The organism is Nocardioides zeae (assembly GCF_010686755.1).
GTDB lineage: Bacteria > Actinomycetota > Actinomycetes > Propionibacteriales > Nocardioidaceae > Nocardioides > Nocardioides zeae.
In genome coordinates this window covers 285,796-311,108 of record NZ_JAAGXA010000002.1, presented here as the reverse complement: position 1 = coordinate 311,108, position 25,313 = coordinate 285,796, and the positions used below count along the sequence as shown (strand labels likewise).

The following is a 25,313-nucleotide window of genomic DNA, read 5'->3' as shown; positions in this document are numbered from 1 at the left end:
CTCCTAGGCTCCGTGCATGAGTGGCGAACGCACCGGGGCGAGGGTCGACGAGGCAGCTGCGGCGTTCGGTGTGGAGGAGCCGACGCCGTGGCAGCGGGAGGCCGTCACCGCGGTCGTGGAGGGGCGCGACACCGTCGTGCTGGCGCCGACCGGCTCCGGCAAGTCGCTCGTCTACCTCGCCGCCGCGCGCCTCACCCCGGGCTGGACGCTCGTGGTCTCCCCGCTGATCGCCCTCCAGCGCGACCAGGTCGCGCACCTCGACGGCACGGACACCCGGGTCGAGGCCCTCGACTCGACCCTCGGCAAGCGCCGTCGCGCCGCGCTCCTCGACGCGGTCGGCCGCTGCGAGGTCGACCTCCTCTTCCTGGCCCCCGAGCAGCTCGCCAACCCCGCGGTGGCCGAGGCGCTCGCCGCCTGCCCGCCGGGCCTCGTCGCCGTCGACGAGGCGCACTGCGTCTCCGAGTGGGGTCACGACTTCCGTCCCGACTACCTGCGGCTCGGGACCCTCCTCGACCGGCTCGACGACTCCGAGGCGCGGGCGGTGCGGGTGGCCACGACGGCGACCGCCGCGGCTCCCGTCCTCGAGTCGCTCACCACGCGGCTCCGGCTCACCGACCCGACGGTCGTCACCGCCGACCTCGCCCGGCCCAACCTCGCCCTCGTCGTGGAGCAGGCGGCCGACGGCGACCGTCTCGACGCCCGTGTGCTCGAGCTCGCCCGCGAGGACCGGGGCGGCGTGACCCTCGTCTACGTCCGCACCCGCACCCACGCCGAGGAGCTCGCGACCGCGCTCGGGTCCACGGGGCGTCGCTCCGCGGCGTACCACGCCGGGATGAGGCGCGACGCCCGCGAGGAGGTGCACCGCCGCTTCGACGCCGACGAGCTGGACGTGCTCGTCGCGACCTCGGCGTTCGGGATGGGGATCGACAAGCCCGACGTACGGCGCGTGGTCCACGCCGGCGCGCCGGCGTCGGTCGACGACTACTTCCAGGAGATCGGTCGGGCCGGCCGCGACGGCGAGCCCGCGGAGGTGGTGCTCGTGCACCGCCCCGAGGACCGCGCGCTCGGCCGGTTCTTCGCCGCCGGGGTGCCCCGCCGCTCGACGGTGCGCGCGGTGCTCGCCGCCGCGCGCCGCGTGGGCGCCGCGGAGCCGCGCGAGGTGGCCCGGGCGGCCGACGTCGGCACGGCCGCGGCCACCCGGGTGCTCAACCTCCTCGAGCTCGCCGGCGCGGACGCCGACGCCGAGGCGGTGCGCGAGGTCGCCCGCGAGCGGAAGCGGCTCGAGCAGTCGCGGGTCGAGATGATGCTGGAGTACGCCGGCACCGGACGCTGCCGCTCGGCGTGGCTGCTCGGCTACTACGGCCAGGCGGCCGAGGACTGCGCGCAGTGCGACAACTGCGCCTCCGGACGCGCCGGCGACGCGCCGGTGGTGGACGACGAGCGTCGGGGCGAGCGGGTCGTCCACGGCACCTTCGGGACGGGCGTCGTCGTCGACGCCGACGAGCGCCAGCTGACGGTGCTGTTCGAGGAGACCGGCTACAAGACCCTGGCCACCGGGGTCGTGGACGACCAGGGGTTGCTCGAGCCGGCGTGAGCGCCGCTCAGGCCGACGGCAACCGCCGGGTGCGGACGACCTCGGCGGCGAGGTCGCGCAGCTTGGTGTTGGTGGTCTGCGACGAGCGCGCCAGCGCGGCGAACGCGGCGTCGGGCGGCAGGTCGTAGGTCGCCATCAGCAACCCGGTCGCCTGCCCGATGAGCGTGCGGGAGTCGAGGGCGTCGCCCAGCTGCTCGACCTGCGTCGCCGACGCGATGGCGACGCTCACGTGGGCGGCGAACGTCACGACCAGCTCGATGTCGTCGCTGGTGAAGGCGGCGGTGCGCGCGCCGTACACCTTCAGCACCCCGAGCACCCGGCCACCGGAGCGCAGGGGGTGGCTCACGACGCTGTGCATCCCGAGCTCGCGCACGGCGGTCGCCGCCCACCGGTCCCACCGCGCCTCGGCCGCCATGTCGGGACTGTGGACGGTCGCCAGGGCGGTCATGGCCTCGTGGCACGGGCCCTGCCGGATCTCGTACTGCAGGTCGTCGACGACCTGCACCGCGCTGCGGGCGGTCTGGCCGTCGCCGGGCTCGGGGTGACCGGGAGCGCCCGCCGACTCCGGGGAGCAGACCACGTTGTCGAGGCCGTCGCGGGTCAGCACCGAGATGGCGGCGATGTCGCACCCGGAGACGAGGTGGCGCACCGCGTCGGCGGCGACCTGCACGGTCTCGGCGCGGCCGCGACCGGCCTGCATGTCCTGGGCGGCGTCGGCGACGGCACGACGCAGCGCGTCTGGAGGCATCACGCCTCCATCATCCGACATCCTCCACGCGCTCGCGGTCGTGCGGGTCGAACTCGACCTCGATGCGTTGGAAACCCTTGAGGGCCTGGGCCTTGGCCATCTCCTCGTAGGTCTGCTCGTCGGCCTCGGTGAGCTCCACGTCGTCGGTGAACGGCGTGAGGAGGGAGCGCGGGTAGAGCCGCTCCGCGAGCACGACGTTGAGCTCGACGGCGACGACGACGAGCACCGCCGCGAGGTAGAGGAAGGCGAGGAGGCCCAGGACCACGGCGAAGACGCCGTTCGTGACGGACCCCGACGCGACGTACCGGCCGACGTAGGCGACGCCGACGTACTGCAGCCCGAGCCACGCCAGCGCGGCGAGCACGGACCCGGGGAGCACGGTGCGCCAGTCGAGGGAGCGCGCCGCGGAGAGCCGGAACACGGCGGCGAACGTCGCGACGTGCACGGCGAGGGTGGCGGCCAGCACGAGCACGCTGCCGAGCGGGCCGAGGAACGCAGCCGATCCGATGAGGCCGGCCACGACGGTGGTGCCCACGACGTTGAGCCCGATGAGGGCGGCGAGACCCGCGCTGCGGAACCGCGACGTGACCGGGTTCGGCCGCAGGTGGCGCGGCACGTTCCAGGCGGTGTTGGACGCGTTCTGCACGGCCTGGCCGACACCGGACGCGCCGTACAGGGCCCCCAGGACGCCGATGACGACGCCGGCCACACCGCCGCCGAGACCCTCCGGGCGGGCGAGGTCCTGCTGCAGCCCCGGCACCTGCGCCATCGCGGACTCGATGATGCGGGCCTGGAGCTCGGGGTTCCCGTCGAGCACGATGCCCAGGATCGTCGAGCCGAGCAGGAGCAGCGGGAAGAGCGAGATGAACCCGTAGTAGGTGATGAGCGCCGCGAGGTGCGGGCCGGTGTCGTCGACGAACTTGTAGACGACACCGAGCGGCAGCCCGACGGCCGGGCGGCGGCGCTGGAAGGCGTCGATGCGGGAGACCAGCCGGCTCATGGTGCGGTCCTCTCGTCGGGGCACGGGGAGAGCGGAGCGGGCCGGGCGGCCCCGAGGCCGCCCGACCCGCTCGTCGTGGGAGTGCCGAGATCAGCCCTTGAAGACGTCCTTGACGTTCTCGCCGGCCTGCTTGGCGGACGACTTGGTCTGGTCGGCCTTGCCCTCCGCCTTCAGCTCGTCGTTGCCGGTGACGTCACCGACGACCTCCTTGGCCTTGCCCTTGAGGTCCTCGGCGGCGTTCTTGGCCTTGTCAGCGATACCCATGGTGGTTCTCCTCTCAGGTGGTGCGTGGTGGTTGGTCGCCGCGCGGGAGCGCGGACGAGGGTGGGGGTGCGGTCCGCCGTCAGCGGACCCGGACCCGGTCGTCGCCCCCGCGGATCCGGCGGCGTCGGGGGGACTCGAGGACGACGCGGAGCCGCACGTCGTCGTCGGGGAAGGCCGCGGCCACCTCGCGGGTGCAGGTCGCGGTGGCCTCGGCGAGGGCGTCCGCGTCGGCGGCCGGGTCGACGTGCCCGTGCAGCACGAGGAGCACGTGCCGGCCGCGCTGCTCCGTCGTCCCGCGGACGTGGGCGACCGGAGCCAGCTCGGCGAACCGGTCGGCGACGGCCGACGCGGTGGAGCGGAGGTCGACCTCGAGACGCCCGGTGGGGTCGCTGGCGTCGAGGCGCTCGCTGCCAGGCCCCGGGCGGCGCAGGTGCGCCAGCAGCCAGGCGAGGCCGAGCAGGGCGAGCACGAGGGCGCCGGCGGCGAAGGCCCACGGCCACCAGCTGCTGTCGACGACGTCGACGGCGGCAGCGGTGCGGAGCGTGTCGGGGTAGGACCCCACCACGCCGTAGCGCCAGTCGTAGGCCAGCAGGGCGGGCGCGACGAGGGCGAGGCCCAGCAGGAGGCAGGCGGTGCGGTCGAGGAGGCGGAGACGGGAGGTCATCGCGGCAGCTCCTTCGTGACGACGTCGATGCGGGCGTTCGAGAGCGAGCCGACGGCCTGGCGGGCGGCGGTCGTCGCCGCCTCGCGGACGGGCCCGGCGTCGCGCTGGGTCGTGACGGCGATCCGGATGCGGCGACGCGACACGCGCACCGTCTCGGCGGCCACCACGCCCGGGGCGCGGTCGGCGGCGTTGCGGGCCACCGCGGCCACGGCCGCGGGGGAGACCCACAGGTCGAGGGCGGCGCCGTCGACACGGGCCGCGCTGCGCACGTGGGACGTGCGGGCAGGGACGAAGGACAGCACGACCAGCACCAGGCCGAGCAGGCCGAGCACGCCGGCACCCACGAGCACGGCGACGCTGGCCGTCAGCCCGTCCAGGGACTCGACGGCCGGGGTCAGCCAGCTGTCCTGGCCGGTGGTCCATCCCTGGCGCGCGGCGAGGTCGTGGCCGGCGACGACGGCCAGGGCCACGAGCGCCAGCGCGAGGAGGACGGCCACGATGCCCGACGCGGGCAGCGAGCGCGGCGCCGCCTTCACGGGGGTCGGCAGGGATCCGGTCGTGCTCATTCCACCCTCCTTCGCGGTTGGTCGGTGTCGCCGGGGGCGACGACGTGCACGGTCACGTCGACCGAGCTGATGTGGACACCGGAGTAGCGCGCGGCCAGCTCCCGGATGCGGTCACGCACCTCGACGGCGACCTGCGTGACGGCGCAGGGCCAGACGCAGGCGACGTCGGTGGTGACGCGGGCGCTCCGGCCGTGCATCTCGACGGTGGTGCGCCCCTGACCGGTGAGCCGGGCCAAGCCGGCGCGGTGGGCGACGGTGCCCGGGGTCTCCAGGGCCGCCTGCTCCACGAGCGTGCGGATGGCCTTGGTGCGGACCTCGAGGGTGCCCCGGTCTGCGGCGTCGACGGCGGCGGCGTCAGTCACGACGTCCTCGCAGGAGGGCGCCGAGGTCGAACTGCCCGTCGACGTGGCCGCCGAGCAGGTAGCCGCCGCCGCCGAGGACGACGGCGAGGAGCAGGCCGAGGAAGCCGCCGGTGGTGACAGCGAGGGTCAGCAGCAGGCCGGCGACGAGGCCGAGGCTCGAGGTGGTCATGGTGGGTTCTCCTGTGGATCGGGGGGGGTCGGGGTTCAGAGCCGCCCGTAGCGGCGGGAGCCGGGGACGGACCGCGGCAGTCGTTGCCGCACGAGGGCGACGACGCTGCGGCCGCGTCGTCGCAGGGAGCCGGTGGACCGGGTCCACGCCGTCTCCACGACGGTGACCGGGGGCGGGCGGACCGAGGCGCGGTCCGCCCGCCCGGCCTCCGCCCGACCGGGGCCGTCCAGCCCCGCGGCGGGGGAGCGCCGCGGGTCGAGCTCGGCCATCAGGCGGGCGAACACCTCCGGGTCGCCACCCCGGTCGGGGTGGTGGCGGAGGGCCACCGCGCGCCGCAGCGAGCGCAGCTGGTCGGGGTCCGGTCGGTCGGGGGGCGGAGGCGTGGTCATCGTGGGCCCGTTCAGGGGGCTCCCGGCCCGACGACGTCACCCACGGTCACGTCGACCGGGCCGGGGACCACCGCGCGGACGGCAGCCCGCACCGCGTCGGTGGTGGCCGCGAGGGGCGCCGGCCACTGCAGCACCACGTGCACCTCGCACCGCTCGTCCGCGACCCGCACCCCGGCGACACGTCGCCCGGGGAGGTAGGTCGCGATCTCGCCGAACGCGCCGGGGTGGAGGGCGTGGACGCCCGGCACCCCCAGCACGGCGGCGGCGACCCGGTCAGCGACGTCGACCTCGGGTTCTCCCGTGGTCTCCAGCGGCTCGTGGCTCACGCCGCGCTCACTCGACGCGCGGGGCGGCGGGCTCGGCGTCGTCCTCCGAGCCCTCGATGTAGACGTCGTGCACCGTGATGTTGACCTCGGTGACCTCGAGCCCGGTCATGCGCTCGACCGACGCGATCACGTTGCGGCGCACCGCGGCGGCGAGGTCGGCGATCGCGACGCCGTACTCGGCGACGATGTCGATGTCGACGGCGGCCTGGCGCTCGCCCACCTCGACCGCGACGCCCTGCGACAGGTTGGTGCGCGAGCCGGGGATGCGCTCGCGGAGGGCGCCGACGACGCGGGCGGCGCCGCCGCCGAGGTCGTGGACCCCGCTGATCTCGCGGGTCGCGATGCCGGCGATCTTCGAGACCACGGTGTCGGCGATCGACGTGCGGCCGTCCTCGGAAGCGAGGGTGCCGGTGCCGCGCTGCTCGAGGGCGGTGGTGCTGGGAGCCTTGGGGGCCTGCTTCTCGGTCATGGTGAGTTCCTCTCGTTCAAGGTCGGACAAGGGTTGGTCGCGTCGTACCGGTGGTTCGTCACGCCGGATTGGTGTGACCTGAGTCACCCCTATTGACAAAGGTTGCGCGGCGTGGAACCGGGTACCGGCAGTCCGCTTTGGGTGGTCCCGTCACGCTGCCTGGGTGAGCACACATGGCCCGCGAAGAGGCGGGGCTTCGGACGACGCGCTGCTCCGTGCTGCGCGCCTGGGGGACGAGGAGGCGTTCGGCGTGCTCGTCGACCGGCACGGCCCCGGGATGTACCGCTACGCCCTGCGTCTGGTGGGCGGCAGCGACGCCGATGCCAAGGAGGTCACGCAGGAGGCGTTGATCTCCGCGTGGAAGGGCCTCGACACCTTCGCCGGGCGGTCGAGCCTGCGCACGTGGCTGTTCCGACTGGTGCACCGCCGGGCCGCCGACCTGCACCGGCACCGCCGTCCGACGCCCATCGACGACGACCTGCTGTCGGCCATGGTGCGGCCCTCCGAGGACAACCCGCTGCGCCACGTCGAGCGCGTCGAGCTGCTCCGGGCGTTGCAGGCTGCGCTGGACGAACTACCGTGGCACCAGCGCGCCGCGTGGTTGCTCCGGGAGATCGAGGGCATGTCGTACGACGAGATCGCGGCGGCGCTGGACACCACGGTCGGGGCGGTGCGCGGTCATCTGCACCGCGGCCGTCGCACGCTGGCGGAGAGGATGGAGCGGTGGCGCTAGAGCACCTGGACGATGATCCGCTCGGCCTCGCTGTCGATGCCGTGCGCCAGGAGGCGGCCGAGGGCGCGCCCGAGGGGTGGAGCGAGGTGGCCGCGTCGGTGCGCGGCCGGCTGCGTTCCGTGCTCGACCCCGCGGTGCCCATCCTCGTGCACGACGCCCGGGGACGGCTCGACCACGACGCGGAGGGGTCGCGCACCTGGGTGACCGACCGGGTCGTCAAGGCGGCCCTGCGGCGGGCGCTGCAGCCGAGCGCCACCCACGCCCCGTCGGCGTTGCGCCTCGTGGTGGACGAGGACCGGCTCCGCGGGGTCGAGCTGGACCTGGTGGCGGCGTACGGGGTGGAGCTGCGGCCGCTGGCCGACGCCGTCCGGGCCGTCGTGCTGGAGGAGCTGCGGGACCTCCTCGGGCCCGACCCCGCCTTCGGCCCGGCCGACGTGGCGATCACGTTCGTCGACGTGGTACCGGGGGACCCGCGGCTGGTATGACCCGGTCCGGGACCCGCCGGTCCGGGACGCACGACGGGGCGGACGCTGGTGCGTCCGCCCCGTCGGCGTGTCAGGACCCGGCGGCGGTGCGCCGGGACCGTCCCCGGTCAGAGAAGGAAGATCAGCAGCAGGATCACGGCGATCACGAGCGCGGCGATGGCGATGGTGCGAGTGTTCATGGTGTTCCTCCTGGGGTGGGGGGTCGTGCCTGAGGGGATGGTGCTGGTCCTGCTGGTGGTGCGGCGACCGATCAGATGTCGGTGCGGGTCTCGCGGACCTGCTGGACGCCGTTCGGGTCGGTGACGGTGGTGCGCGAGCGCGCCCGTCCGCCCCGGTTGAGGGTGATCGCCGTCAGCAGCAGCACGACGACACCGACCGCGGTCATGATCCAGCCGACCATGACGAGGTCGACCTCGTTGATGCTGTCGCGCACTGCGAGGGCGAGCACCAGGCCGACGACGACCAGGAACCCTCCGAATCCGTATCCCATGACGCACCTTCTCTCGGGTGATGAAACAGGGACTTGACAGCCTGCCCGGTCCTTAGGCTCTTCTCAAGGACGGTGGTACCCAGCCTGCGCGCGGGCAGCCCCGACCGGGCACCTACCGTGGTGCTGGTGAGCTCGGAACGCACCGTCGGTCGATGGCCCTGGGCGTTCCTCGTGGCGCTCGTCCTGCTGGCGCTCAACCTGCGAGCGCCGTTCGTCGGCGTCTCGGCCGTGACGGACGACCTGCGGTCGGGGCTCGACATCGGCAACGGCGCGGTCGGGCTCCTCACGAGCCTGCCGGTGCTGTGCTTCGCCCTGGCCGCGCCGGTCGCGCTCGCCGTCGTCCGTCGGTACGGCGCGGAGACCGCCGTGCTCGCCTGTCTCGGCCTCGTGCTGGCGGGGTGCGTGGTGCGGTCGAGCGGTTCCTTCGCTCTCGCGGTCCTCGGCACGGTCGTCATCGGGCTCGGCATCACCATCGGCAACGTGGTGGTGCCGGTGCTGATCCGGAGCCGCGTCGCGCCGGAGCGGGTCGGCACCGTCACGGGCGTCTACACGGCCGTGATGAACGTGGGCGCCATGCTCGTGCTCGTCGGGAGCGGTCCGCTGACGTCCGCGGCCGGGTGGCGCACGGCCCTCGTGGCGCCGGCGGCGCTCTGCGCGGTCGCCGCGGTGGTCTGGTGGCGGGTCATCGGCCCGTCGCGGCGCGTGGTGGGCAGCACGTCGACGGGGCCCGAGCCGGCCGCGGCGCCGGCGGTCCCGGCCGGCCCCGTGTGGCGCGACCCGGTGGCGGTGCTGCTGGTCATGGCCTTCGCGGGGCAGGCGACGTCCTACTACTCGATGACCGCCTGGCTGCCCTCGATCCTCGCCGACGACGCGGGAGCGGGCAGCGCCGCCGGGGGACTGGCCGCCGTCTTCCAGATCGCCGCCGTCGTGGGTGCGCTCGGCACCCCGCTGCTGGCCCTCCGGGTGCCGGAGCCGGTCGCCGTGGGCATCGTCGGCCTGCTCTGGATCGCGATGCCGGTGCAGCTGCTGGTCGAGCCCTCGGCGTACCTCCTCGGCAGCGTCCTCGGCGGCATCGCCCAGGGCGGCGGCTTCGCGACGATCTTCACGATCGTCGCTCGCCGCGCCCGCTCCGACCGCGAGAGTGCCGGGATGTCGACGCTCGTGCAGAGCGTCGGCTACGCGTTCGCGGCCGTCGGGCCGACGCTCCTGGGGGCGGTCCACGACGCGACGGGTTCGTGGACCGCGCCCCTGCTCGTCGTGCTGGGCACCACGGTCACCTTCCTCGTGACCGCGGTGACCGCCTCGATCAGTGCGCGGCGTCCGCGAGGTCGAGGTCGCGCGGCGTGAGCCGGTGCACGACGTACGCCGCGAGCAGCAGCAGCACCCCGCCCGCCAGGCCCGTCCAGGCGAGCGCGTCGGTGAACGCCGCCGAGGCGTCCGCGGCGAGCAGGGCGGCCCCGGGGCCGTCCGCGACCTCGAGCGCGCCGGCCAGCGACTCGCGGGCGGCGTCGCTGCTCGCGGGGTCGAGGCCGTACGACGCGCCGTCCCCGAGCCCGTACCGGTAGACGGCGCTGGCCATCGAGCCGAGGACGGCGATGCCGAGCACGGCCCCGATCTCGTAGCTGCTCTCCTCGATCGCCGCGGCGCTGCCCGCCTTGTCGGTCGGGGCGCCCGCCATGATGACCGCCGAGGCGACGGCGAGCGAGGCCATGCCGACGCCGACGAGCAGGAGCGCGACGGCCAGCGTCGGGTAGTGCAGCTCGCCGGGGGCGAGCCCCAGCACGAGGAAGCCGACGCCCGCGACCGCCAGGCCGCCGGCCAGCACCGTGCGCGCCCCGATGCGCGCCGCGACGGCCGGGGCGAACGGGGAGCCGATGAGGCCGCCGATCGCGAGGGGGAGCAGCGCGAGCCCGGCGTCCAGCGGCGAGAAGCCCTCGACGAGCTGGAGCCACTGTGCGCCGAGCAGCAGGAGCGCGGACATCGCGATGCTCGTGGTGAGGGCGGTCAGCACGCCGGCGCTGAAGGCCCGCCCCCGGAACAGCCGCACCTCGAGCATGGGCTCGGGCGACCGCAGGCAGCGGCGCACGAAGAGGACGAGGGCGGCGGTGGCCACGACCGCCGCGACGCCGCCCTGCAGGTCGAGGCCGTGCTTGGCGAGGTGCTTGATGGCGAAGACCAGCCCGGCCATGCCCGCGATGGAGAGCACCACGCCCGCGAGGTCGATGCGCGGGGGCCGCGCGGAGCGGCTCTCGGGCAGGAGGACCAGGGCGGCGACGATCGCGACGGCCATCACCGGGACGTTGACGAGGAAGGCCGCGTGCCACGAGAAGTGCTCGAGGAGCGCGCCGCCGACGACGGGGCCGAGGGCACCGCCGAGTGCCGCCATGGCCCCCCACACGCCGAGGGCGGTCGCCCGCTCGCGCGGGTCGGAGAAGAGCGCCCGGATCATCGACAGCGTCGACGGCATGATGAGGGCGCCGCCGACGCCGAGGAGCACCCGCACGCCGATGACGTGCGCGGGCGTCGAGGCGACGAGCGCGCCGAGGGAGGCCAGGGCGAACAGCGTGAAGCCCGTGACGAGGGCGCGCCGGCGGCCGAAGCGGTCCGCGAGGGCGCTCGCGGGCACGAGGAGCCCGGCGAGCACCAGCGCGTAGGCGTCGACGATCCACAGCAGCTCCACCGAGGTGGGACGGAGGTCGGCCGCCAGCGAGGGCAGGGCGACGTTGAGGATCGTCATGTCCATGACGACCACGAGCAGGCTGGCGGACAGCACCGCCAGCCCGGCCCAGCGGCGGGGGTCGCGGGTGGTCGGGGGACGGGGGGTCGAGAGCGGGGTGGTCATGCGGAGACTCCGTGCAGGAAGGTGGAGAGGACGAGGTCGGGGACGTCGCGACGTGCGACGTCGCCGTGGCGCAGCGCCTCGCGGCAGGCGACGAGCACGCCGTACGACGCGTGCGCGACCCACCGTGGCGTGAGGCCGGGTCGCACGACGCCGGCCTGGAGGGCGGCCGCCCAGAAGGCGACCTCGAGCTCGAAGAGCTCCTCGGTGCGGGCCCCGATCTCGGGCAGCGCGTACAGGTACTCGTCGACCAGGGCGAAGGCGTAGTCGTCCGCGCTGACGACCAGCTGCCGCAGCATCTCCTCGGCGCACGTGCGGATCCGGGCGGCGTCGCCCGACGCGGTCGCGGCGAGCATGCCGGTCGACTCCTGCACCCCGGCCCAGTGCTCGAGCGAGCGGAGCCCGATCTCGCGGAGCAGGTCGTCGCGGCTCGCGAAGTGGCGGTGGAGGGTGGCGCGGCTGATGCCCGCGGCCTCGGCGATGTCGGCGGTGGACGCGGTCGGACGCACGTTGAGGTGGCGCAGGGCCGCCGTGACGATGTCGTCGCGGGAGTTCATGGGAATCCTTCGAACGGGTGAGGTCGACTGAGACAATAGTGTCTCATCTGAGACGATTTTGCCAGCGGGTGTGCGAGCGTTGCGCCACCGTCACCGGCACGTTGCAGAGACTTCACCGGTTTCCTGCGATTGGTGCTGTGGACGGATGCCGCTCTCCGGGGATGAGTTGGTACGCTCTCGCTTGCAACAGGTGCAGGTTCCAGCAGGTACAGCCGGCGGAGTTCGTGATCCAACGGCGCTTTTTTCTCGTGGGAAGACCACTCACGTGAGTCGGAGCGACGTGTCACCGCATCTGGTGTGGGCCGTCGAAGTGACGGCTCTCGCCCCGACACAAGGAGTAGTGAGTCACCATGACTCTGGGCACCGTGAAGTGGTTCAACGCTGAGAAGGGCTTCGGCTTCATCGCGCAGGAGGACGGCGGCGACGACGTCTTCGTGCACTACTCGGCGATCCAGACGCAGGGTTACAAGTCCCTCGACGAGAACCAGAAGGTCGAGTTCGACGTCACGCAGGGCCCCAAGGGCCCGCAGGCGGAGAACGTCCGCCCCGTCTGATCGCGGCGGAGTGACCTTCGGGTCATCTCCTCAGGAAGGCCCCTCCCGCTCCGGCGGGAGGGGCTTTTCCGCGTTCTCGGGGGGATCTGGTGGCCGACACTTTCCCCGGTCGACCGGGGAAGGTGTCACTTAGACCATCAAATTTGATGGTCAAAGCGGCGTGTTCCCCGGTCGACCGGGGAAAGTGTCGCCGTCCCCCGCCGCTAGGCTCGGGGCTCGTGACCGCCACGTCGACGCTGCCCCACCGCCTCCGCGACGCCTTGCTGGCGGCGGGGTTCACCTACGACGCGGTCGCGGACCTCCTCGGGGGTACGGCGCATGCCGCCCTCGCCCGCAACCAGACGGCTCCCGGCTTGGCCCGCACGACTGACGGCTCGCCCCTGGCGACGCTGACGCGCCTCTTCCTCCTGCAGACGGCCGTCACCCGTGCGGAGGCCGAGGCCGCGCTGCCCGACCTCGTGGACCGGCTCGCGGTGGAGGGCTTCCTGGAGTCGTCGGTCGGGGAGGTGCGGGCGCGTCTCGACTGCCGTCCCTATGCGGCGCCCGACGCCGCGGGCGACCACGACCTCTGGGTGGCCAGCGACCTCACGCCGGGGCTCGACGGACTGCCCAACCGCGTGAGCGCCGACCACGTGCTGGGGATCAGCTCGGCCTCGACGTCGCTCGCGCAGCTCACCCGGCGCGACGACGTGGTGAGTGCGCTCGACCTCGGCACGGGCTGTGGTGTGCAGGCCCTGCACCTCGCCACGCACGCCGCCCGCGTGGTGGCGACCGACGTCAACGCCCGGGCCCTGCGCCTGGCCCGGTTCAACGCCGCGCTCAACGACCTGACGGGCATCGAGGTGCGCGACGGCTCCTACTTCGAGCCGGTGCGGGACGAGCAGTTCGACCTCATCGCGACCAACCCGCCGTTCGTCATCTCACCCGGCACGGGCGAGCGTCTCGTCTACCGCGACTCGGGCCTGCCCGGCGACCGCGTGGTGGAAGACATCGTGCGCACCGCGCCGCGTCACCTGACGCCCGGCGGGTGGTGCCAGGTGCTCGCGAACTGGGTGATCACGAAGGGCACCCCCTGGGACGAGCGGCTGGCCGGCTGGCTCGGCCCGACCGACGAGGGCATCGTCAGCGACGCCTTCGTCGTGCAGCGTGAGGTGCTCGACCCCGCGGCGTACGTGGAGCTGTGGCTCGCCGACGAGGGGGCGACGGGCACGCCCGAGTACCTCCGGCGGTACGACACCTGGCTCTCGTGGTTCGCCGACCAGGGCATCGAGGGCGTCGGCTTCGGCTGGATCAACCTGCGCCGCCGTCCCGACGGCGCCGCGGGCGACGCCACGGTGCGCCTGGAGGAGTGGCCCTACGAGGTCGAGCAGCCCATCGCCGGTGCGATCGGTGCCTGGGGGGACGCGGTCGACGACCTGGCCGCCCTCGACGACGAGGCCCTCCTCGACTCCCGGCTGCGGGTGCGCTCCGACGTGCGCCAGGAGTCGTTCGGTCAACCGGGCGCCGCCGACCCCGAGGCCATCGTGCTGCGCCAGCAGCGGGGCTTCCGCCGGGGCCACGCCGCCGACACCGTGACGGCGGGGCTCGTCGGGGCCAGCGACGGCGACCTCACGGTGGGGCAGATCCTCGACGCGCTCGGCCAGCTCCTCGACCAGGATGCCGCCGAGCTGCGCCGCACCTACGTGCCCGTCGTGCGCGGCCTCGTGGCCGACGGGTTCCTCGAGGTCTGACCGAGGCCGCCCGGGAGCTCAGGCAGCGTCCGCCGACGCGTCCGGGGTCGCCTGCTCGCGTCGGAGCCGCTCCAGCTCGGCCAGCGCCCGGTCGCGGCTGCGCACCAGCTGGCGACGCACGCGCCGGGTGAGCACCTCGGGCCGCCCGGTGGTGAGCAGCCGGCCGCCGGTCCACGATGGTGGCGGGGAGACCTCCGGCCATGCGACGCCCAGGGCGCGGCGGACGGCTTGGCCGCTCGTCGTCAGCGGCGACGCGAGCCCGAGGAGGTCGCGGACCGTGGTCTGCGTGACCCCGCCGGTGAACAGCGCGTTGGCGCGGCCGACCAACCAGCAGACGCCGCCGGCGACCTGCAGCGCGGAGAAGGCCCCGGTCAACAGGTCGGGCTCCTCCCGGGCGAGCCGGTCGACGACGAGCAGGAGCGTGGCCGCGACGTCGTCGTCGAAGGCCTCCTCGGCCACCGCGGCGACCAGGTCGCGCACGACCGCTCGCCGCTCGACGACGGCGGGGACCAGGCCGGACGGCGGCTCGGCATCGCCCGCGGACGGTTCCGCGTCGAGGGCGAGCAGGGCCTCGCGCCCGCCCACGACGGCGTCGAGCCACGCGAGGACCTGCTCGTGCGGCGGCGCCGGCACGGGGCCGGGGGCCGGCACGCGCGGGACGGGCGGTCGCCGCTCGCGGTCGAAGGTGCGCGCGAGGTGTTCCCACGGCGTACCGACCACGCCGGTCGACCACACGTCGACGAGGCGACCGTCGACGAGGACGAGGTGGGTCACGCGGTCGCCGGGAAGGGGGCCGCCGTGGCTGAGGAGCAGGCCGTCGCCGTCGCCCGGCGGCCGCGTCCCGACCTCCCAGGGCGGTGGCGCGTGGTCGTGGTCGTGGCGGGGCTCGTGGAAGGGGTCCTCAGGCCAGAGGTGGGACAACGGTGGCTCCCGTGGTGTCGTCGCCCGGGGCTCTCCCGGGTGTCCCACGCTGCCCCCGGGGCGCGGCGTTGTCGAACGTCTGTCCACAGGTCCGGCGGCTCCACCCGATCCGGCCGTCGGTGGATCGCGCTACTGTGACCCGCCGTGGGGGCACGGGAGCCGGTCCCGTCCGTCACCGATCGAGCTGGGAGTTGGGAAGAGTGGCACACAAGCTGGTGATCGTGGAGTCGCCTGCCAAGGCGAGGACGATCGCGGGTTACCTGGGTCCGGACTACGTGGTGGAGTCGTCCATCGGCCACATCCGCGACCTCCCCAACAACGCCGCCGACACCCCGGCGAAGATCAAGGACAAGCCGTGGGGTCGCCTCGCGGTGGACGTCGACAACGGGTTCCAGCCCTACTACGTGGTGCCGCGGGACAAGAAGTCCCACATCAGCAAGCTGAAGAGCCTGTTGAAGGACGCCGACGAGCTCTTCCTCGCCACCGATGGTGACCGCGAGGGCGAGGCCATCGCGTGGCACCTGCTCGACGAGCTGAAGCCGAAGAACATCCCCGTCAAGCGCATGGTCTTCCACGAGATCACCAAGCAGGCGATCGTCGAGGCGGCGCAGAACCCGCGCGAGCTCGCGATGGACCTCGTCGAGGCCCAGGAGACGCGGCGCATCCTCGACCGCCTCTACGGCTACGAGGTCTCGCCGGTCCTGTGGCGCAAGGTGATGAGCGGCCTGTCGGCCGGCCGCGTGCAGTCGGTGGCGACCCGCCTGGTGGTCGACCGCGAGGCCGAGCGGATGCGCTTCCGCGTGGCGTCGTACTGGGACCTCGAGGGCACCTTCGACGCCGGCTCGAAGCACGAGCAGCGCATGTTCCCGGCGAAGGTCCACTCCGTCGACGGTGCGCGGGTGGCGCGCGGTTCCGACTTCGGCGCCGACGGGCAGCTCAAGCAGGCGGCGGCGGGCAAGGTCGTGCACCTCGACCGGCCCCGCGCCGAGGCGCTGGTCAGCGCCCTGGGCGAGACGACCTTCGGCGTCCGCTCGGTGGAGTCGAAGCCCTACAAGCGCTCGCCCTACGCACCGTTCCGCACGACGACCCTCCAGCAGGAGGCGTCCCGCAAGCTCGGCATGAGCGCGAGCGTCACGATGTCCGTGGCGCAGCGGCTCTACGAGAACGGCTTCATCACCTACATGCGCACCGACTCGACCACGCTGTCGGCCGGCGCGGTGCAGGCGGCGCGGGCCCAGGTGCGGGAGCTGTACGGCGCGGAGTACGTGCCCGACGCGCCCCGCGTCTACGCGAGCAAGGTCAAGAACGCCCAGGAGGCGCACGAGGCGATCCGCCCGGCGGGCGAGTCGTTCCGCACCCCGGCGCAGACCGGGCTGACCGGTGAGCAGTTCCGCCTCTACGAGCTGATCTGGATGCGCACGGTCGCCTCCCAGATGCGCGACGCGGTGGGGCAGACGGTGTCGATCCGTGTGGGCGGCACCGCGGCCACGGGCGAGGACGTCGTCTTCTCCGCCTCCGGCCGGGTCATCACGTTCCACGGCTTCCTCAAGGCGTACGTCGAGGGCACCGACCACGGCGCCGCGACGGACGACGCGGAGACGCGCCTGCCGCAGCTGGCGGAGGGCGACGCCGTCGCGGCGGCCAGCCTCGCGGCGTCCGGCCACGAGACGAAGCCGCCGGCCCGCTACACCGAGGCCACCCTCATCAAGGAGCTCGAGGAGCGCGAGATCGGCCGCCCGTCGACGTACGCGTCGATCATCGGCACGATCCTGAACCGCGGGTACGTCTACAAGAAGGGCACGGCCCTGGTGCCGGCCTGGCTGGCCTTCTCGGTGGTGCGCCTGCTGACGGAGCACTTCCCGCGCCAGATCGACTACGAGTTCACGGCACAGATGGAGGACGTGCTCGACGAGATCGCCGCCGGGCGCTCCGACCGCAACACCGAGCTGGCGGAGTTCTACTTCGGCGCCGGCGACGTGGACGGTCTCAAGACGCTCGTCAACGAGCTCGGGGACATCGACGCGAAGGAGCTCGCGACCTTCCCCGTGCCGTTCGGCGGCACGGAGGACGGCGAGCCCTCCGGCATCCAGCTGCGGGTCGGGAAGTACGGGCCCTACCTCGAGGGGCCGGGCGACGACGGCACACCGCTCGCGAAGCGCGCCAACGTGCCCGACGACCTGCCGCCCGACGAGCTGACCCTGGAGAAGGCCCAGGAGCTGCTGGCCAACCCGTCGGGCGAGGAGCGCGAGCTCGGCCGCCACCCCGAGACGGGCCTGGTGGTCGTCGCGAAGAACGGTCGCTACGGGCCGTTCGTGACCGAGCTGCTGCCCGAGGACGCGCCGAAGAGCGCGAAGCCGCGCACGGGCTCCCTGCTCAGCTCGATGGCCCTCGACACCATCGGCATCGACGACGCGGTCAAGCTCCTCAGCCTGCCGCGGGTGGTGGGCACCGACGCCGAGGGCGTCGAGATCACGGCGCAGAACGGTCGCTACGGGCCCTACCTCAAGAAGGGCACCGACTCGCGGTCCCTCACGAGCGAGGACCAGATCTTCGACATCACGCTCGACGAGGCCCTGGCGATCTACGCGCAGCCGAAGCAGCGGGGTCGCGCCGCGGCCGCACCGCCGCTCAAGGAGCTGGGCGACGACCCCGTCTCCGGGCAGCCGATCGTGGTCAAGGCGGGTCGCTTCGGGGAGTACGTGACGGACGGCGAGTACAACGCCACGCTCCGCAAGGACGACTCCGTCGACGCCCTCACGCTGGAGCGGGCCGCCGAGCTGCTCGCCGAGCGCCGCGCCAAGGGCCCGGCGAAGAAGGCGGCCAAGAAGGGCGCGAAGAAGGCGCCGGCCAAGAAGGCCACGGCGAAGAAGGCGACGGCGAAGAAGGCGACCGCCACGAAGACCGCGGCCAAGAAGACGACGAAGAAGGCCGCCGCGAAGAAGTCCTGACCCCCGCGTCGCCGACGGCCCCTGTCTCGCATCCGAGACGGGGGCCGTCGGCGTCCTCTGGCGGCGCGGTCGCCGCCGCCGTTCGATGGAGCCATGAGCTTCCCGCAGGTCGTCGTCGGCACCGCACCCCTCAGCCCCGAGGAGGTCGTCGCCGTCGCGCGCCACGGGGCCGGGGTGCGCCTCGGCGACGACGCCCTCGCCGCGATCGACCGGGCCCGCGCGGTGGTCGAGGGGCTGGCGGCGGCGCCCACCCCGTCGTACGGCGTCTCCACCGGCTTCGGAGCCCTCGCCACGCGCCACATCCCCGCGAGCCAGCGCCGCGACCTGCAGCGCTCGCTGGTGCGGTCCCACGCCGCCGGCAGCGGCCCGGAGGTCGAGCGCGAGGTGACGCGGGCGCTCATGCTGCTGCGGCTCTCGACGCTGGCGACGGGGCACACCGGCGTACGCCGCGGGACCGCCGCCCTCCTGGCGGCGATGCTCGATGCGGGGATCACGCCGGTGGTCCACGAGTTCGGGTCGCTCGGCTGCTCCGGCGACCTGGCGCCGCTGTCGCACTGCGCGCTCGCCCTGATGGGGGAGGGCGACGTGCGGGACGCGGACGGCGTGCTGCGCCCGGCCTCCGACGCGCTCGCCGCCGCCGGTCTGGCTCCGGTGGAGCTGGCGGAGAAGGAGGGTCTCGCGCTCATCAACGGCACGGACGGGATGCTCGGCATGCTCGTGCTGGCGATCGCCGACCTGCGGATGCTCCTGGCGACGGCCGACGTCGCCGCCGCCATGAGCGTCGAGGCGCAGCTCGGCACCGACCGGGTGTTCGCGGCCGACCTGCAGGCGCTGCGGCCCCACCCGGGCCAGGGGGCATCGGCGGCCAACCTCGGCCGACTGCTGGCGGACTCGCCGGTGGTCGCCTCCCACCGCGGCCCCGACTGCAACCGCGTCCAGGACGCCTACTCCCTGCGCTGCTCGCCCCAGGTGCACGGCGCCGCGCGCGACACCGTCGACCACGCGGCGCTCGTGGCGGGCCGTGAGCTCGCGTCGGCCATCGACAACCCGGTCGTCCTGGCCGGGCCGGACGGGGAGGGGCGGGTCGAGTCCAACGGCAACTTCCACGGGGCGCCCGTGGCCTACGTCCTCGACTTCCTCGCGATCGCGGCGGCGGACGTCGCGGGGATCAGCGAGCGCCGTACGGACCGGTTCCTCGACCGCGCCCGGAACCACGGCCTGCCCCCGTTCCTGGCCCACGACCCGGGTGTGGACTCGGGCCTGATGATCGCGCAGTACACGCAGGCGGCGCTCGTCTCGGAGCTCAAGCGGCTCGCCGTGCCGGCCTCGGTCGACTCCATCCCGTCCTCCGCGATGCAGGAGGACCACGTGTCGATGGGGTGGTCGGCCGCCCGCAAGCTGCGCCGCGCGGTCGACGCCCTGGCGCGCGTCGTGGCGATCGAGGCGATGACCGGCGCCCGCGCGCTCGACCTGCGGGCCGCCGAGCTGGGCGTCGGCCCCGCTCGCGGCACGGGTGCGGCCGTCGCCGCCCTGCGGGCTGCCGGCGTGCCCGGGCCGGGCCCCGACCGCCACCTCGCGCCCGAGATCGAGGCGGCGGTCGGCGCCGTCGCCTCGGGCGCGCTCCTCACCGCCGTCCAGCACGAGATCGGAGACCTGGCATGAGCACGACCACCCCCCGAACCGAGGGCGGGCCCCGCCCCGTCCGTGCACCGCGCGGCTCCCGGCTCACCGCCCGCTCGTGGCAGACCGAGGCGCCGCTGCGGATGCTGATGAACAACCTCGACCCGGAGAACGCCGAGCGCCCCGACGACCTCGTCGTCTACGGGGGCACGGGGCGCGCGGCGCGGTCGTGGGAGGCGTACGACGCGATCGTCGCCTGCCTCACCGACCTCGCCGACGACGAGACGCTGCTCGTGCAGTCCGGCAAGCCGGTGGGCGTGATGCGGACCCACCCGTGGGCGCCGCGGGTGCTCATCGCGAACTCCAACCTCGTGGGCGACTGGGCCAGCTGGGAGGAGTTCCGGCGCCTGGAGGACCTCGGGCTCACCATGTACGGCCAGATGACGGCCGGCTCGTGGATCTACATCGGCACGCAGGGGATCCTGCAGGGCACCCACCTGACCTTCGCCGCGGTCGCCGACAAGCGGTTCGGCGGCACGCTTGCCGGCACCCTGACCGTGACGGCGGGCCTCGGCGGCATGGGCGGGGCGCAGCCCCTCGCGGTCACGATGAACGACGGCGTGGTGATCTGCGTCGAGGTCGACGACGCGCGCATCGCCCGCCGCATCGAGCACCGCTACCTCGACGTCCGCGCCGACGACCTCGACCACGCGCTGGCCCTCGCCACGACGGCGCGGGACGAGCGCCGACCGCTGTCGATCGGGCTCCACGGCAACGCGGCGGAGGTGCTCCCGGAGCTCGTGCGCCGCGGCGTGCCCGTCGACGTGGTGACCGACCAGACCTCCGCGCACGACCCGCTGGCCTACCTGCCCGCGGGCGTGCCGTTCGCCGCGTGGGAGGAGCGCCGCACGGCCGACCCCGCGGGCTTCGTCGCGCAGGCGCGGTCCTCGATGGCGGAGCACGTGCGCGCCATGGTCGCGCTCCAGGACGCGGGCGCCGAGGTCTTCGACTACGGCAACTCGATCCGCGACGAGGCCCGCAAGGGCGGCTTCGAGGAGGCGTTCGCGTTCCCGGGGTTCGTGCCGGCCTACATCCGGCCCCTGTTCTGCGAGGGCATGGGGCCGTTCCGCTGGGCGGCGCTGTCGGGCGACCCCGCGGACATCGCGGCGACGGACCGGGCGATCCTCGAGCTGTTCCCGCCTGACGAGAAGCCGGAGTACGAGCGCCTCCACCGCTGGATCGAGATGGCCGGCGAGCGCGTCCACTTCCAGGGGCTGCCGGCCCGGATCTGCTGGCTGGGGTACGGCGAGCGCGCCCGCGCCGGACGCCGCTTCAACGAGATGGTGGCGTCCGGCGAGCTGTCCGCCCCCGTCGTGATCGGCCGCGACCACCTCGACTGCGGCTCCGTGGCCTCGCCCTACCGCGAGACCGAGGCCATGCTCGACGGCTCCGACGCGATTGCCGACTGGGCGCTGCTCAACGCGCTCGTCAACACGGCCTCGGGCGCGACCTGGGTCTCGATCCACCACGGCGGCGGCGTGGGCATCGGCCGTTCGATCCACGCCGGCCAGGTGGTCGTCGCCGACGGCACCGAGCTGGCCGCCGAGAAGATCGAGCGCGTGCTGACGAACGACCCCGGCATGGGCGTCGTGCGCCACGTCGACGCGGGCTACTCCCGCGCCGCCGACGTGGCGGCCGAGCGCGGGGTGCGGGTGCCGATGGAGCCGGTACGGCGCGACTGACGGCTGGGATGCCCGGCCGGCCGGCCGGCTCGACCCGGCTCGACCCGGCCCGGTTCGGTCCGGTTCGGTTCGGGAAACAAAACGCGGACCGGTGGGGGAACGGGGCAAAGAGAACGCGGACCGGATCCCGGTCGGCATCGGCGTGTCGCGGGCGCGGGTCCGCGTTTTCTTTCCCCGGCCAGAACCCGGTCCGCGTTTTCTCTCCCCGGCCAGGACCCGGTCCGCGTTTTCCCACGACCGGGCCAGCTCGTCCGCGTTTCTTCCAGGCCCCCCGGGCCCCCGGGCCCCCCGGGCGGCCCCGGGCGGCCCCGGGCGGCCCCGGGCGCGCCCGTCAGGCCCGCGGCGAGTCGAGCACGAGCGTGATGGGTCCGTCGTTGACCGACGCGACCTGCATGTCGGCCCCGAACACGCCGCGCTCCACCCGGGCGCCCAGGCGTTCGAGCTCGGCGCAGACCGCGTCGTACAACGGCTCGCTGACCGGGCCCGGCGCCGCCGCCGACCACGAGGGGCGTCGTCCCTTGCGGACGTCGCCGTACAGCGTGAACTGGCTGACCACGAGCACCGGGGCACCGGCGTCGGAGGCGGAGCGCTCGTCGCGCAGCAGCCGCAGCTCCCAGACCTTGCGCGCGATCCAGGCGACGTCGGCGGGGCCGTCGTCGTGGGTGACGCCGAGGTAGACGAGCAGCCCGGGCTCGTCGGTCCTGCCGACGACCTCGTCGGCGACGCGGACGGAGGCGGAGAGGGTTCGCTGGACGACGGCACGCACCCGGCCATCATGGCGCGTCGGCGACGATGGGGCCGTGGACACCCCGACCCCCGTCGCGGACCTCGTCGCACGGCTGCCGCGAGGGAGCGCGACGGTGCGCTACGACGGCGGCCGCTGGGCGGTGACCGTCAGCGAGCACGCGGGCGGGCGCAGCCTGAAGGTGTGGGCCGAGGAACTGGGCGGTACGGCGTTCGTGAGCGCCAACGTCTACCTGACCGCGTCGGGCGAGGCCTTCCGTCCGTGCGAGATGCCGTCCGAGCGGGTGCTGGCCTTCCTCCGTGGGTGGCAACCGCTCTGACGCGCTCCACCACGGCGGGCCCAGGGCAGGTCCCGGGCAGGTCCCGGGCAGGTCCCGGGCGGGTCAGACGTCGGGCCGGGGCGGCGGCGTACCGGCGGGGGCGGCCTGTTGCGCCTCGGCGAGCGCCGCCGACCACGCGCTGCGCACGGTCCCGGCGCCCGCCACCGCGCCGAGGCTCGAGCTGTAGGAGGCCCACGTCGGCTGCTTCCCGAGCCGGCACCCGGCCGGTGAGCCGCCGCGGGAGATGCACTGCTCGCCCTCCCGGGAGACCGCCTCGCCGCGGGTCACGGCCTGCTCGGCCGCGGCGGCGAGCGCGACGACCGACGCGTGGGCCGACTGCAGCGATCCCGGCGCGGTGATGCCCCGCACCCGTTGCTCCAGCGATGCGTAGGGGCCTCGCAACCGGAAGAGCGCCGACCCCACCGACGAGCTCGGGGTGTCGCCGGCGGCGAGCCGCGGGGTCTGGGCGGCGAGCGCGTCGTAGGTGCTGAAGACGCCGCTCATCGCCGAGGCGTACGCCGCCACCTCCGCCGCGTCCTCCGACGAGCCCTCCTGCTGGGCGACCTCCGCCTCCCAGGCGGCGATGGTCGAACGGGCGGCGGCCACGAGGGCGTCGAGGTGGGCGTAGGCGGCGCGGGTGGCTGCGCCGAGCTGGTCGTCGCCGTCGGTGGCGTCGGCCAGGTCGGCGCTGACGTCGCTCCAGAGGTCGAGGTTCTCGCCGTCGAGCTCCGTCAGCCGCCCCACGGGGCCGAGCAGCGCCAGCAGCCGGTCGAGCGCCACCGCGGTCTCGGAGTCGTCGTCGAACCCGGCTCGCGCCGCCTGCGCGTAGGCCGCCAGCGCGGCCGCGTCCGCCGCCGCCTCCCGCACCTCCGCGGTGCGCGTCGACCCCTCCAGCCGACCGGCGATCTCGGTGAGGTCCTCGGTGGTCGCGCGGATCGCCGCGGTCCCCACGAGTCCGACGAGGTGCTGCGCGGTGGACGTCGGCGGAGCCGGTACGGCGCGGGGCCGCGCCGCCGCGAGCACCAGGTCGTCCGGTACGGCGTCGAGCTGCGCGCCCGCCGCAGCCGCGTCACCGTCGCGTTCGGCCAGCTCGAGCCCCGCCTCGGCCTGGGCGAGCAGGTCGGCGGCGCCCCGCAGCACGGTGGCGAGCTCCCCGAAGGAGGCGAGCGTCGCCGTGTCGAGCGCCGCGAACGCGGCCACGGCGGCGACCAGGTCACGCTGTCGGGTGACGACGTCGAGCTGGGGCTGCGTGGGGGCGGGATCGAGGGTGCCGGCCTGGGCGACGAGGGCCTCGGCCTCGGCCCGGGCGTCCTCGGCGACCGCGACGGCCGCGGGGAGGCCCGCCAGGTCGGCCGTCGCGGTGACGGCGTCGGAGACCTCGTCGTACAACGCCTGGCTGCTCGCCAGCAGCGCCTCGACGTCGCTGGCGGTCGGGGTCGCGCTGGGCTCCTCGGTGGACGTCGACCGCGGTGGCGCCTCGTCGTCGCCGCCGAGCGTCAGCACGCCACCGATCGCGACGACGACGCTGATGACGGCGACGCCGATGAGGGGCAGCAGCCACGGGCGACGCGTCGCGTCGTCGTCCGCGGTGCGGGGCGCCGGGGTGGCCAGCACCGAGCCATCGGCGGGATCGTCGGCGGGCGGGCCCAGGAGCGCGGCCAGCGGGGCGGTCTCGGCTTCCGGCTCGGGTGCCGGGTACAGGTCGGCCGACGCGGTGGCGACCGTCGTCCCCGAGGTCCTCCCCGCAGTCGGCTCCTCCGGTTCCGGCCCTGGTTCCGGTTCCGGTTCCGGGTCGACCAGGGGGCCCACCGGGCGCAGCGTCGCCTGCCGTGCGGCGAGGCGTTCGGCCAGGGTCCGGGGCGGGCCGGCCTCCGGGGCCTCCGGGAAAGGGTCACGGACGACGACCGGATCGCCGTCCGGGGTGTCGTCCGTGACCCTTTCCGTCTCGGGCCGCGTCTCGGGCTCTACCTCGGCATCGCGGAACAGGTCGAAGAGGGCACGCTGGAGGTCGTGGCCGGGCTGCGACGAGGTGTCGTCGGGCGGGTCGGTCGGCATGCCTCTGTCTCCGGGCCGGCTGGTCAGGAGGAGGCGCCGGCCTCACAGGGCAGAACGTGTGGGGAGCCGCGGCGTTACGTCGGGCCCGGCACGACGACGGCCCGGCGCGACCGCGGGGGTCGTGCCGGGCCGTGGCGTGGGTGGGTCAGGCGTCGGTCTCGAGGCCGGTGATGGCCTCGTGGATCGAGAGCGTGCGCTGTGCGGACTCGACGTGGAGGTTCTCCACCATCTTGCCGTTGTAGGTGACGACGCCCGAGCCCTTGCCCTCCTCCCAGGCGGCGAGGATGCCGCGGGCGTCCTCGACGGCCTGGGCGCTGGGCGCGAAGGTCTCGTTGGCCCCGGCGACCTGGCCGGGGTGGATGAGGGTCTTGCCGTCGAAGCCCATCTGCGCGCCCTGCGTGCACTCGGCGAGGAAGCCCTCGGTGTTCTTCACGTCGTTGTAGACGCCGTCGAGGATGGCGATGCCGGCGGCGCGGGCGGCGAGCACCGACCACGACAGCGACGTCAGCAGGGGAGCGCGACCGGGCACGTGCTCGGCGTACAGCTCCTTGACGAGGTCGTTCGTGCCCATGACGAGCACGGCGAGGCGCTCGTCGGCGGCGGCGAGCTCCCGCACGCCGAAGATGGCCTCGGGGGTCTCGACCATCGCCCAGAGCCGGGTGTGGTCGGGCGCGCCGGCCTTCTCGATGGCGGCGACGAGCTGCTTGACCTCCTCGGCGCTGTTGACCTTGGGCACGACGATGCCAGCGGGGCCGGCCTGCGCGGCGGCGACGATGTCGTCGTCGTGCCACGCGGTGCCCAGCCCGTTGACGCGGATGGTGAGGGTGCGGCGGCCGTACTCGCCGGAGCCCACGGCCGCCGCGGCCGCCTCGCGCGCGGCGGGCTTGGCGTCCGGGGCGACGGCGTCCTCGAGGTCGAGGATCACGCCGTCGATCGGCAGCGTCTTCGCCTTCTCCAACGCCTTCGCGTTGGACGAGGGCATGTAGAGGACGGAGCGGAGGGGGGTGAAGGCGGGCTCGGTCAT

General features: G+C 74.3%; 27 protein-coding genes. 10 read left to right on the top strand and 17 right to left on the bottom strand.

The window, feature by feature from the left end; translation table 11 throughout:
- Window positions 1–16 precede the first annotated feature (16 nt).
- Window positions 17–1,594, top strand: coding sequence for a RecQ family ATP-dependent DNA helicase (locus G3T38_RS04790; RefSeq protein ID WP_163770924.1), 1,578 nt, complete (start codon window positions 17–19; stop codon window positions 1,592–1,594).
- A 7-nt stretch (window positions 1,595–1,601) separates the two neighbouring features.
- On the opposite strand, the gene G3T38_RS04785 is transcribed toward G3T38_RS04790, so the two are convergent.
- The 10 genes from G3T38_RS04785 to G3T38_RS04740 form a co-directional block, all read right to left on the bottom strand.
- The gene (locus G3T38_RS04785) at window positions 1,602–2,342 is read right to left on the bottom strand and encodes a GAF and ANTAR domain-containing protein (protein ID WP_241728531.1); all 741 of its coding nucleotides are present in this window, start codon (window positions 2,340–2,342) and stop codon (window positions 1,602–1,604) included.
- 10 nt (window positions 2,343–2,352) lie between these two features.
- Window positions 2,353–3,342, bottom strand: a complete 990-nt coding sequence (locus G3T38_RS04780; protein ID WP_174267609.1) for a YihY/virulence factor BrkB family protein — start codon at window positions 3,340–3,342, stop codon at window positions 2,353–2,355.
- 90 nt (window positions 3,343–3,432) lie between these two features.
- On the bottom strand, window positions 3,433–3,606 hold the full coding sequence (locus tag G3T38_RS04775) for a CsbD family protein (protein ID WP_163770922.1): 174 nt from the start codon (window positions 3,604–3,606) through the stop codon (window positions 3,433–3,435).
- A gap of 79 nt (window positions 3,607–3,685) precedes the next feature.
- Window positions 3,686–4,270, bottom strand: coding sequence for a hypothetical protein (locus G3T38_RS04770; protein WP_163770921.1), 585 nt, complete (start codon window positions 4,268–4,270; stop codon window positions 3,686–3,688).
- Entirely contained in the window at window positions 4,267–4,836 is a 570-nt protein-coding gene (locus tag G3T38_RS04765; RefSeq protein ID WP_163770920.1) for a DUF6286 domain-containing protein, read from the bottom strand. The genes G3T38_RS04770 and G3T38_RS04765 overlap by 4 nt, the downstream gene beginning before the upstream one ends.
- Complete coding sequence (locus tag G3T38_RS04760) at window positions 4,833–5,198, bottom strand: Asp23/Gls24 family envelope stress response protein (RefSeq protein ID WP_163770919.1); 366 nt, start codon at window positions 5,196–5,198, stop codon at window positions 4,833–4,835. Before G3T38_RS04760 ends, G3T38_RS04765 begins: the two co-directional genes overlap by 4 nt.
- Window positions 5,191–5,367 carry a DUF2273 domain-containing protein gene (locus tag G3T38_RS04755; RefSeq protein ID WP_163770918.1) on the bottom strand — a complete coding sequence of 59 codons (177 nt, stop codon included), beginning with the start codon at window positions 5,365–5,367 and terminating at the stop codon, window positions 5,191–5,193. Before G3T38_RS04755 ends, G3T38_RS04760 begins: the two co-directional genes overlap by 8 nt.
- A gap of 35 nt (window positions 5,368–5,402) precedes the next feature.
- The gene (locus G3T38_RS04750) at window positions 5,403–5,756 is read right to left on the bottom strand and encodes a hypothetical protein (protein ID WP_163770917.1); all 354 of its coding nucleotides are present in this window, start codon (window positions 5,754–5,756) and stop codon (window positions 5,403–5,405) included.
- Window positions 5,757–5,767: 11 nt separating this feature from the next.
- Window positions 5,768–6,082 carry an Asp23/Gls24 family envelope stress response protein gene (locus G3T38_RS04745; protein WP_338037472.1) on the bottom strand — a complete coding sequence of 105 codons (315 nt, stop codon included), beginning with the start codon at window positions 6,080–6,082 and terminating at the stop codon, window positions 5,768–5,770.
- Window positions 6,083–6,089: 7 nt separating this feature from the next.
- Window positions 6,090–6,551 carry an Asp23/Gls24 family envelope stress response protein gene (locus G3T38_RS04740; protein ID WP_163770916.1) on the bottom strand — a complete coding sequence of 154 codons (462 nt, stop codon included), beginning with the start codon at window positions 6,549–6,551 and terminating at the stop codon, window positions 6,090–6,092.
- Window positions 6,552–6,714: 163 nt separating this feature from the next.
- On the opposite strand from G3T38_RS04740, the gene G3T38_RS04735 reads away from it, so the two are divergent.
- Window positions 6,715–7,284 carry an RNA polymerase sigma factor gene (locus G3T38_RS04735; protein WP_338037471.1) on the top strand — a complete coding sequence of 190 codons (570 nt, stop codon included), beginning with the start codon at window positions 6,715–6,717 and terminating at the stop codon, window positions 7,282–7,284.
- Window positions 7,275–7,769 (top strand): hypothetical protein, encoded by a 495-nt coding sequence (locus tag G3T38_RS04730; RefSeq protein WP_163770915.1) that lies wholly within the window; start codon window positions 7,275–7,277, stop codon window positions 7,767–7,769. The genes G3T38_RS04735 and G3T38_RS04730 overlap by 10 nt, the downstream gene beginning before the upstream one ends.
- A 250-nt stretch (window positions 7,770–8,019) precedes the next feature.
- Here the strand turns inward: G3T38_RS04730 and G3T38_RS04725 are convergent, their stop codons facing one another.
- The gene (locus G3T38_RS04725; RefSeq protein ID WP_163770914.1) at window positions 8,020–8,259 is read right to left on the bottom strand and encodes a DUF6458 family protein; all 240 of its coding nucleotides are present in this window, start codon (window positions 8,257–8,259) and stop codon (window positions 8,020–8,022) included.
- A 126-nt stretch (window positions 8,260–8,385) separates the two neighbouring features.
- On the opposite strand from G3T38_RS04725, the gene G3T38_RS04720 reads away from it, so the two are divergent.
- Window positions 8,386–9,606 (top strand): MFS transporter, encoded by a 1,221-nt coding sequence (locus G3T38_RS04720; RefSeq protein WP_163770913.1) that lies wholly within the window; start codon window positions 8,386–8,388, stop codon window positions 9,604–9,606.
- Here G3T38_RS04720 and G3T38_RS04715 read toward each other — a convergent pair.
- The gene (locus G3T38_RS04715) at window positions 9,566–11,101 is read right to left on the bottom strand and encodes an MFS transporter (RefSeq protein WP_163770912.1); all 1,536 of its coding nucleotides are present in this window, start codon (window positions 11,099–11,101) and stop codon (window positions 9,566–9,568) included. The genes G3T38_RS04720 and G3T38_RS04715 overlap by 41 nt on opposite strands.
- Window positions 11,098–11,655 (bottom strand): TetR/AcrR family transcriptional regulator, encoded by a 558-nt coding sequence (locus tag G3T38_RS04710; RefSeq protein ID WP_163770911.1) that lies wholly within the window; start codon window positions 11,653–11,655, stop codon window positions 11,098–11,100. The genes G3T38_RS04715 and G3T38_RS04710 overlap by 4 nt, the downstream gene beginning before the upstream one ends.
- Before the next feature lie 350 nt (window positions 11,656–12,005).
- Between G3T38_RS04710 and G3T38_RS04705 the strand changes: the two genes are divergently transcribed.
- Window positions 12,006–12,209, top strand: coding sequence for a cold-shock protein (locus tag G3T38_RS04705; protein ID WP_163770910.1), 204 nt, complete (start codon window positions 12,006–12,008; stop codon window positions 12,207–12,209).
- Between the two features lie 218 nt (window positions 12,210–12,427).
- Window positions 12,428–13,939, top strand: a complete 1,512-nt coding sequence (locus tag G3T38_RS04700) for a DUF7059 domain-containing protein (RefSeq protein ID WP_163770909.1) — start codon at window positions 12,428–12,430, stop codon at window positions 13,937–13,939.
- A gap of 18 nt (window positions 13,940–13,957) precedes the next feature.
- Here G3T38_RS04700 and G3T38_RS04695 read toward each other — a convergent pair whose 3' ends face one another.
- A complete protein-coding gene (locus tag G3T38_RS04695; protein WP_163770908.1) occupies window positions 13,958–14,860 on the bottom strand; it encodes a hypothetical protein in 903 nt (300 codons plus the stop codon).
- A gap of 200 nt (window positions 14,861–15,060) precedes the next feature.
- Between G3T38_RS04695 and topA the strand changes: the two genes are divergently transcribed.
- The 3 genes from topA (at window position 15,061) to hutU (ending at window position 21,170) form a co-directional block, all read left to right on the top strand.
- The gene (gene topA / locus G3T38_RS04690; protein WP_163770907.1) at window positions 15,061–17,808 is read left to right on the top strand and encodes a type I DNA topoisomerase; all 2,748 of its coding nucleotides are present in this window, start codon (window positions 15,061–15,063) and stop codon (window positions 17,806–17,808) included.
- 93 nt (window positions 17,809–17,901) lie between these two features.
- Window positions 17,902–19,470 carry a histidine ammonia-lyase gene (hutH, locus tag G3T38_RS04685; RefSeq protein WP_163770906.1) on the top strand — a complete coding sequence of 523 codons (1,569 nt, stop codon included), beginning with the start codon at window positions 17,902–17,904 and terminating at the stop codon, window positions 19,468–19,470.
- The gene (hutU, locus tag G3T38_RS04680) at window positions 19,467–21,170 is read left to right on the top strand and encodes a urocanate hydratase (RefSeq protein WP_163770905.1); all 1,704 of its coding nucleotides are present in this window, start codon (window positions 19,467–19,469) and stop codon (window positions 21,168–21,170) included. The genes hutH and hutU overlap by 4 nt, the downstream gene beginning before the upstream one ends.
- A 331-nt stretch (window positions 21,171–21,501) precedes the next feature.
- Here the strand turns inward: hutU and dtd are convergent, their stop codons facing one another.
- Window positions 21,502–21,936, bottom strand: coding sequence for a D-aminoacyl-tRNA deacylase (gene dtd, locus G3T38_RS04675; protein ID WP_163770904.1), 435 nt, complete (start codon window positions 21,934–21,936; stop codon window positions 21,502–21,504).
- Window positions 21,937–21,970: 34 nt separating this feature from the next.
- Between dtd and G3T38_RS04670 the strand changes: the two genes are divergently transcribed.
- Entirely contained in the window at window positions 21,971–22,234 is a 264-nt protein-coding gene (locus G3T38_RS04670; protein ID WP_163770903.1) for a peptide methionine sulfoxide reductase, read from the top strand.
- A 63-nt stretch (window positions 22,235–22,297) separates the two neighbouring features.
- On the opposite strand, the gene G3T38_RS04665 is transcribed toward G3T38_RS04670, so the two are convergent.
- Both G3T38_RS04665 and G3T38_RS04660 read right to left on the bottom strand, forming a co-directional pair.
- Window positions 22,298–24,289: a hypothetical protein gene (locus G3T38_RS04665; protein WP_163770902.1), complete on the bottom strand. Its 1,992-nt coding sequence runs from the start codon at window positions 24,287–24,289 to the stop codon at window positions 22,298–22,300.
- Between the two features lie 145 nt (window positions 24,290–24,434).
- On the bottom strand, window positions 24,435–25,313 hold the full coding sequence (locus G3T38_RS04660) for an HpcH/HpaI aldolase/citrate lyase family protein (protein ID WP_163770901.1): 879 nt from the start codon (window positions 25,311–25,313) through the stop codon (window positions 24,435–24,437).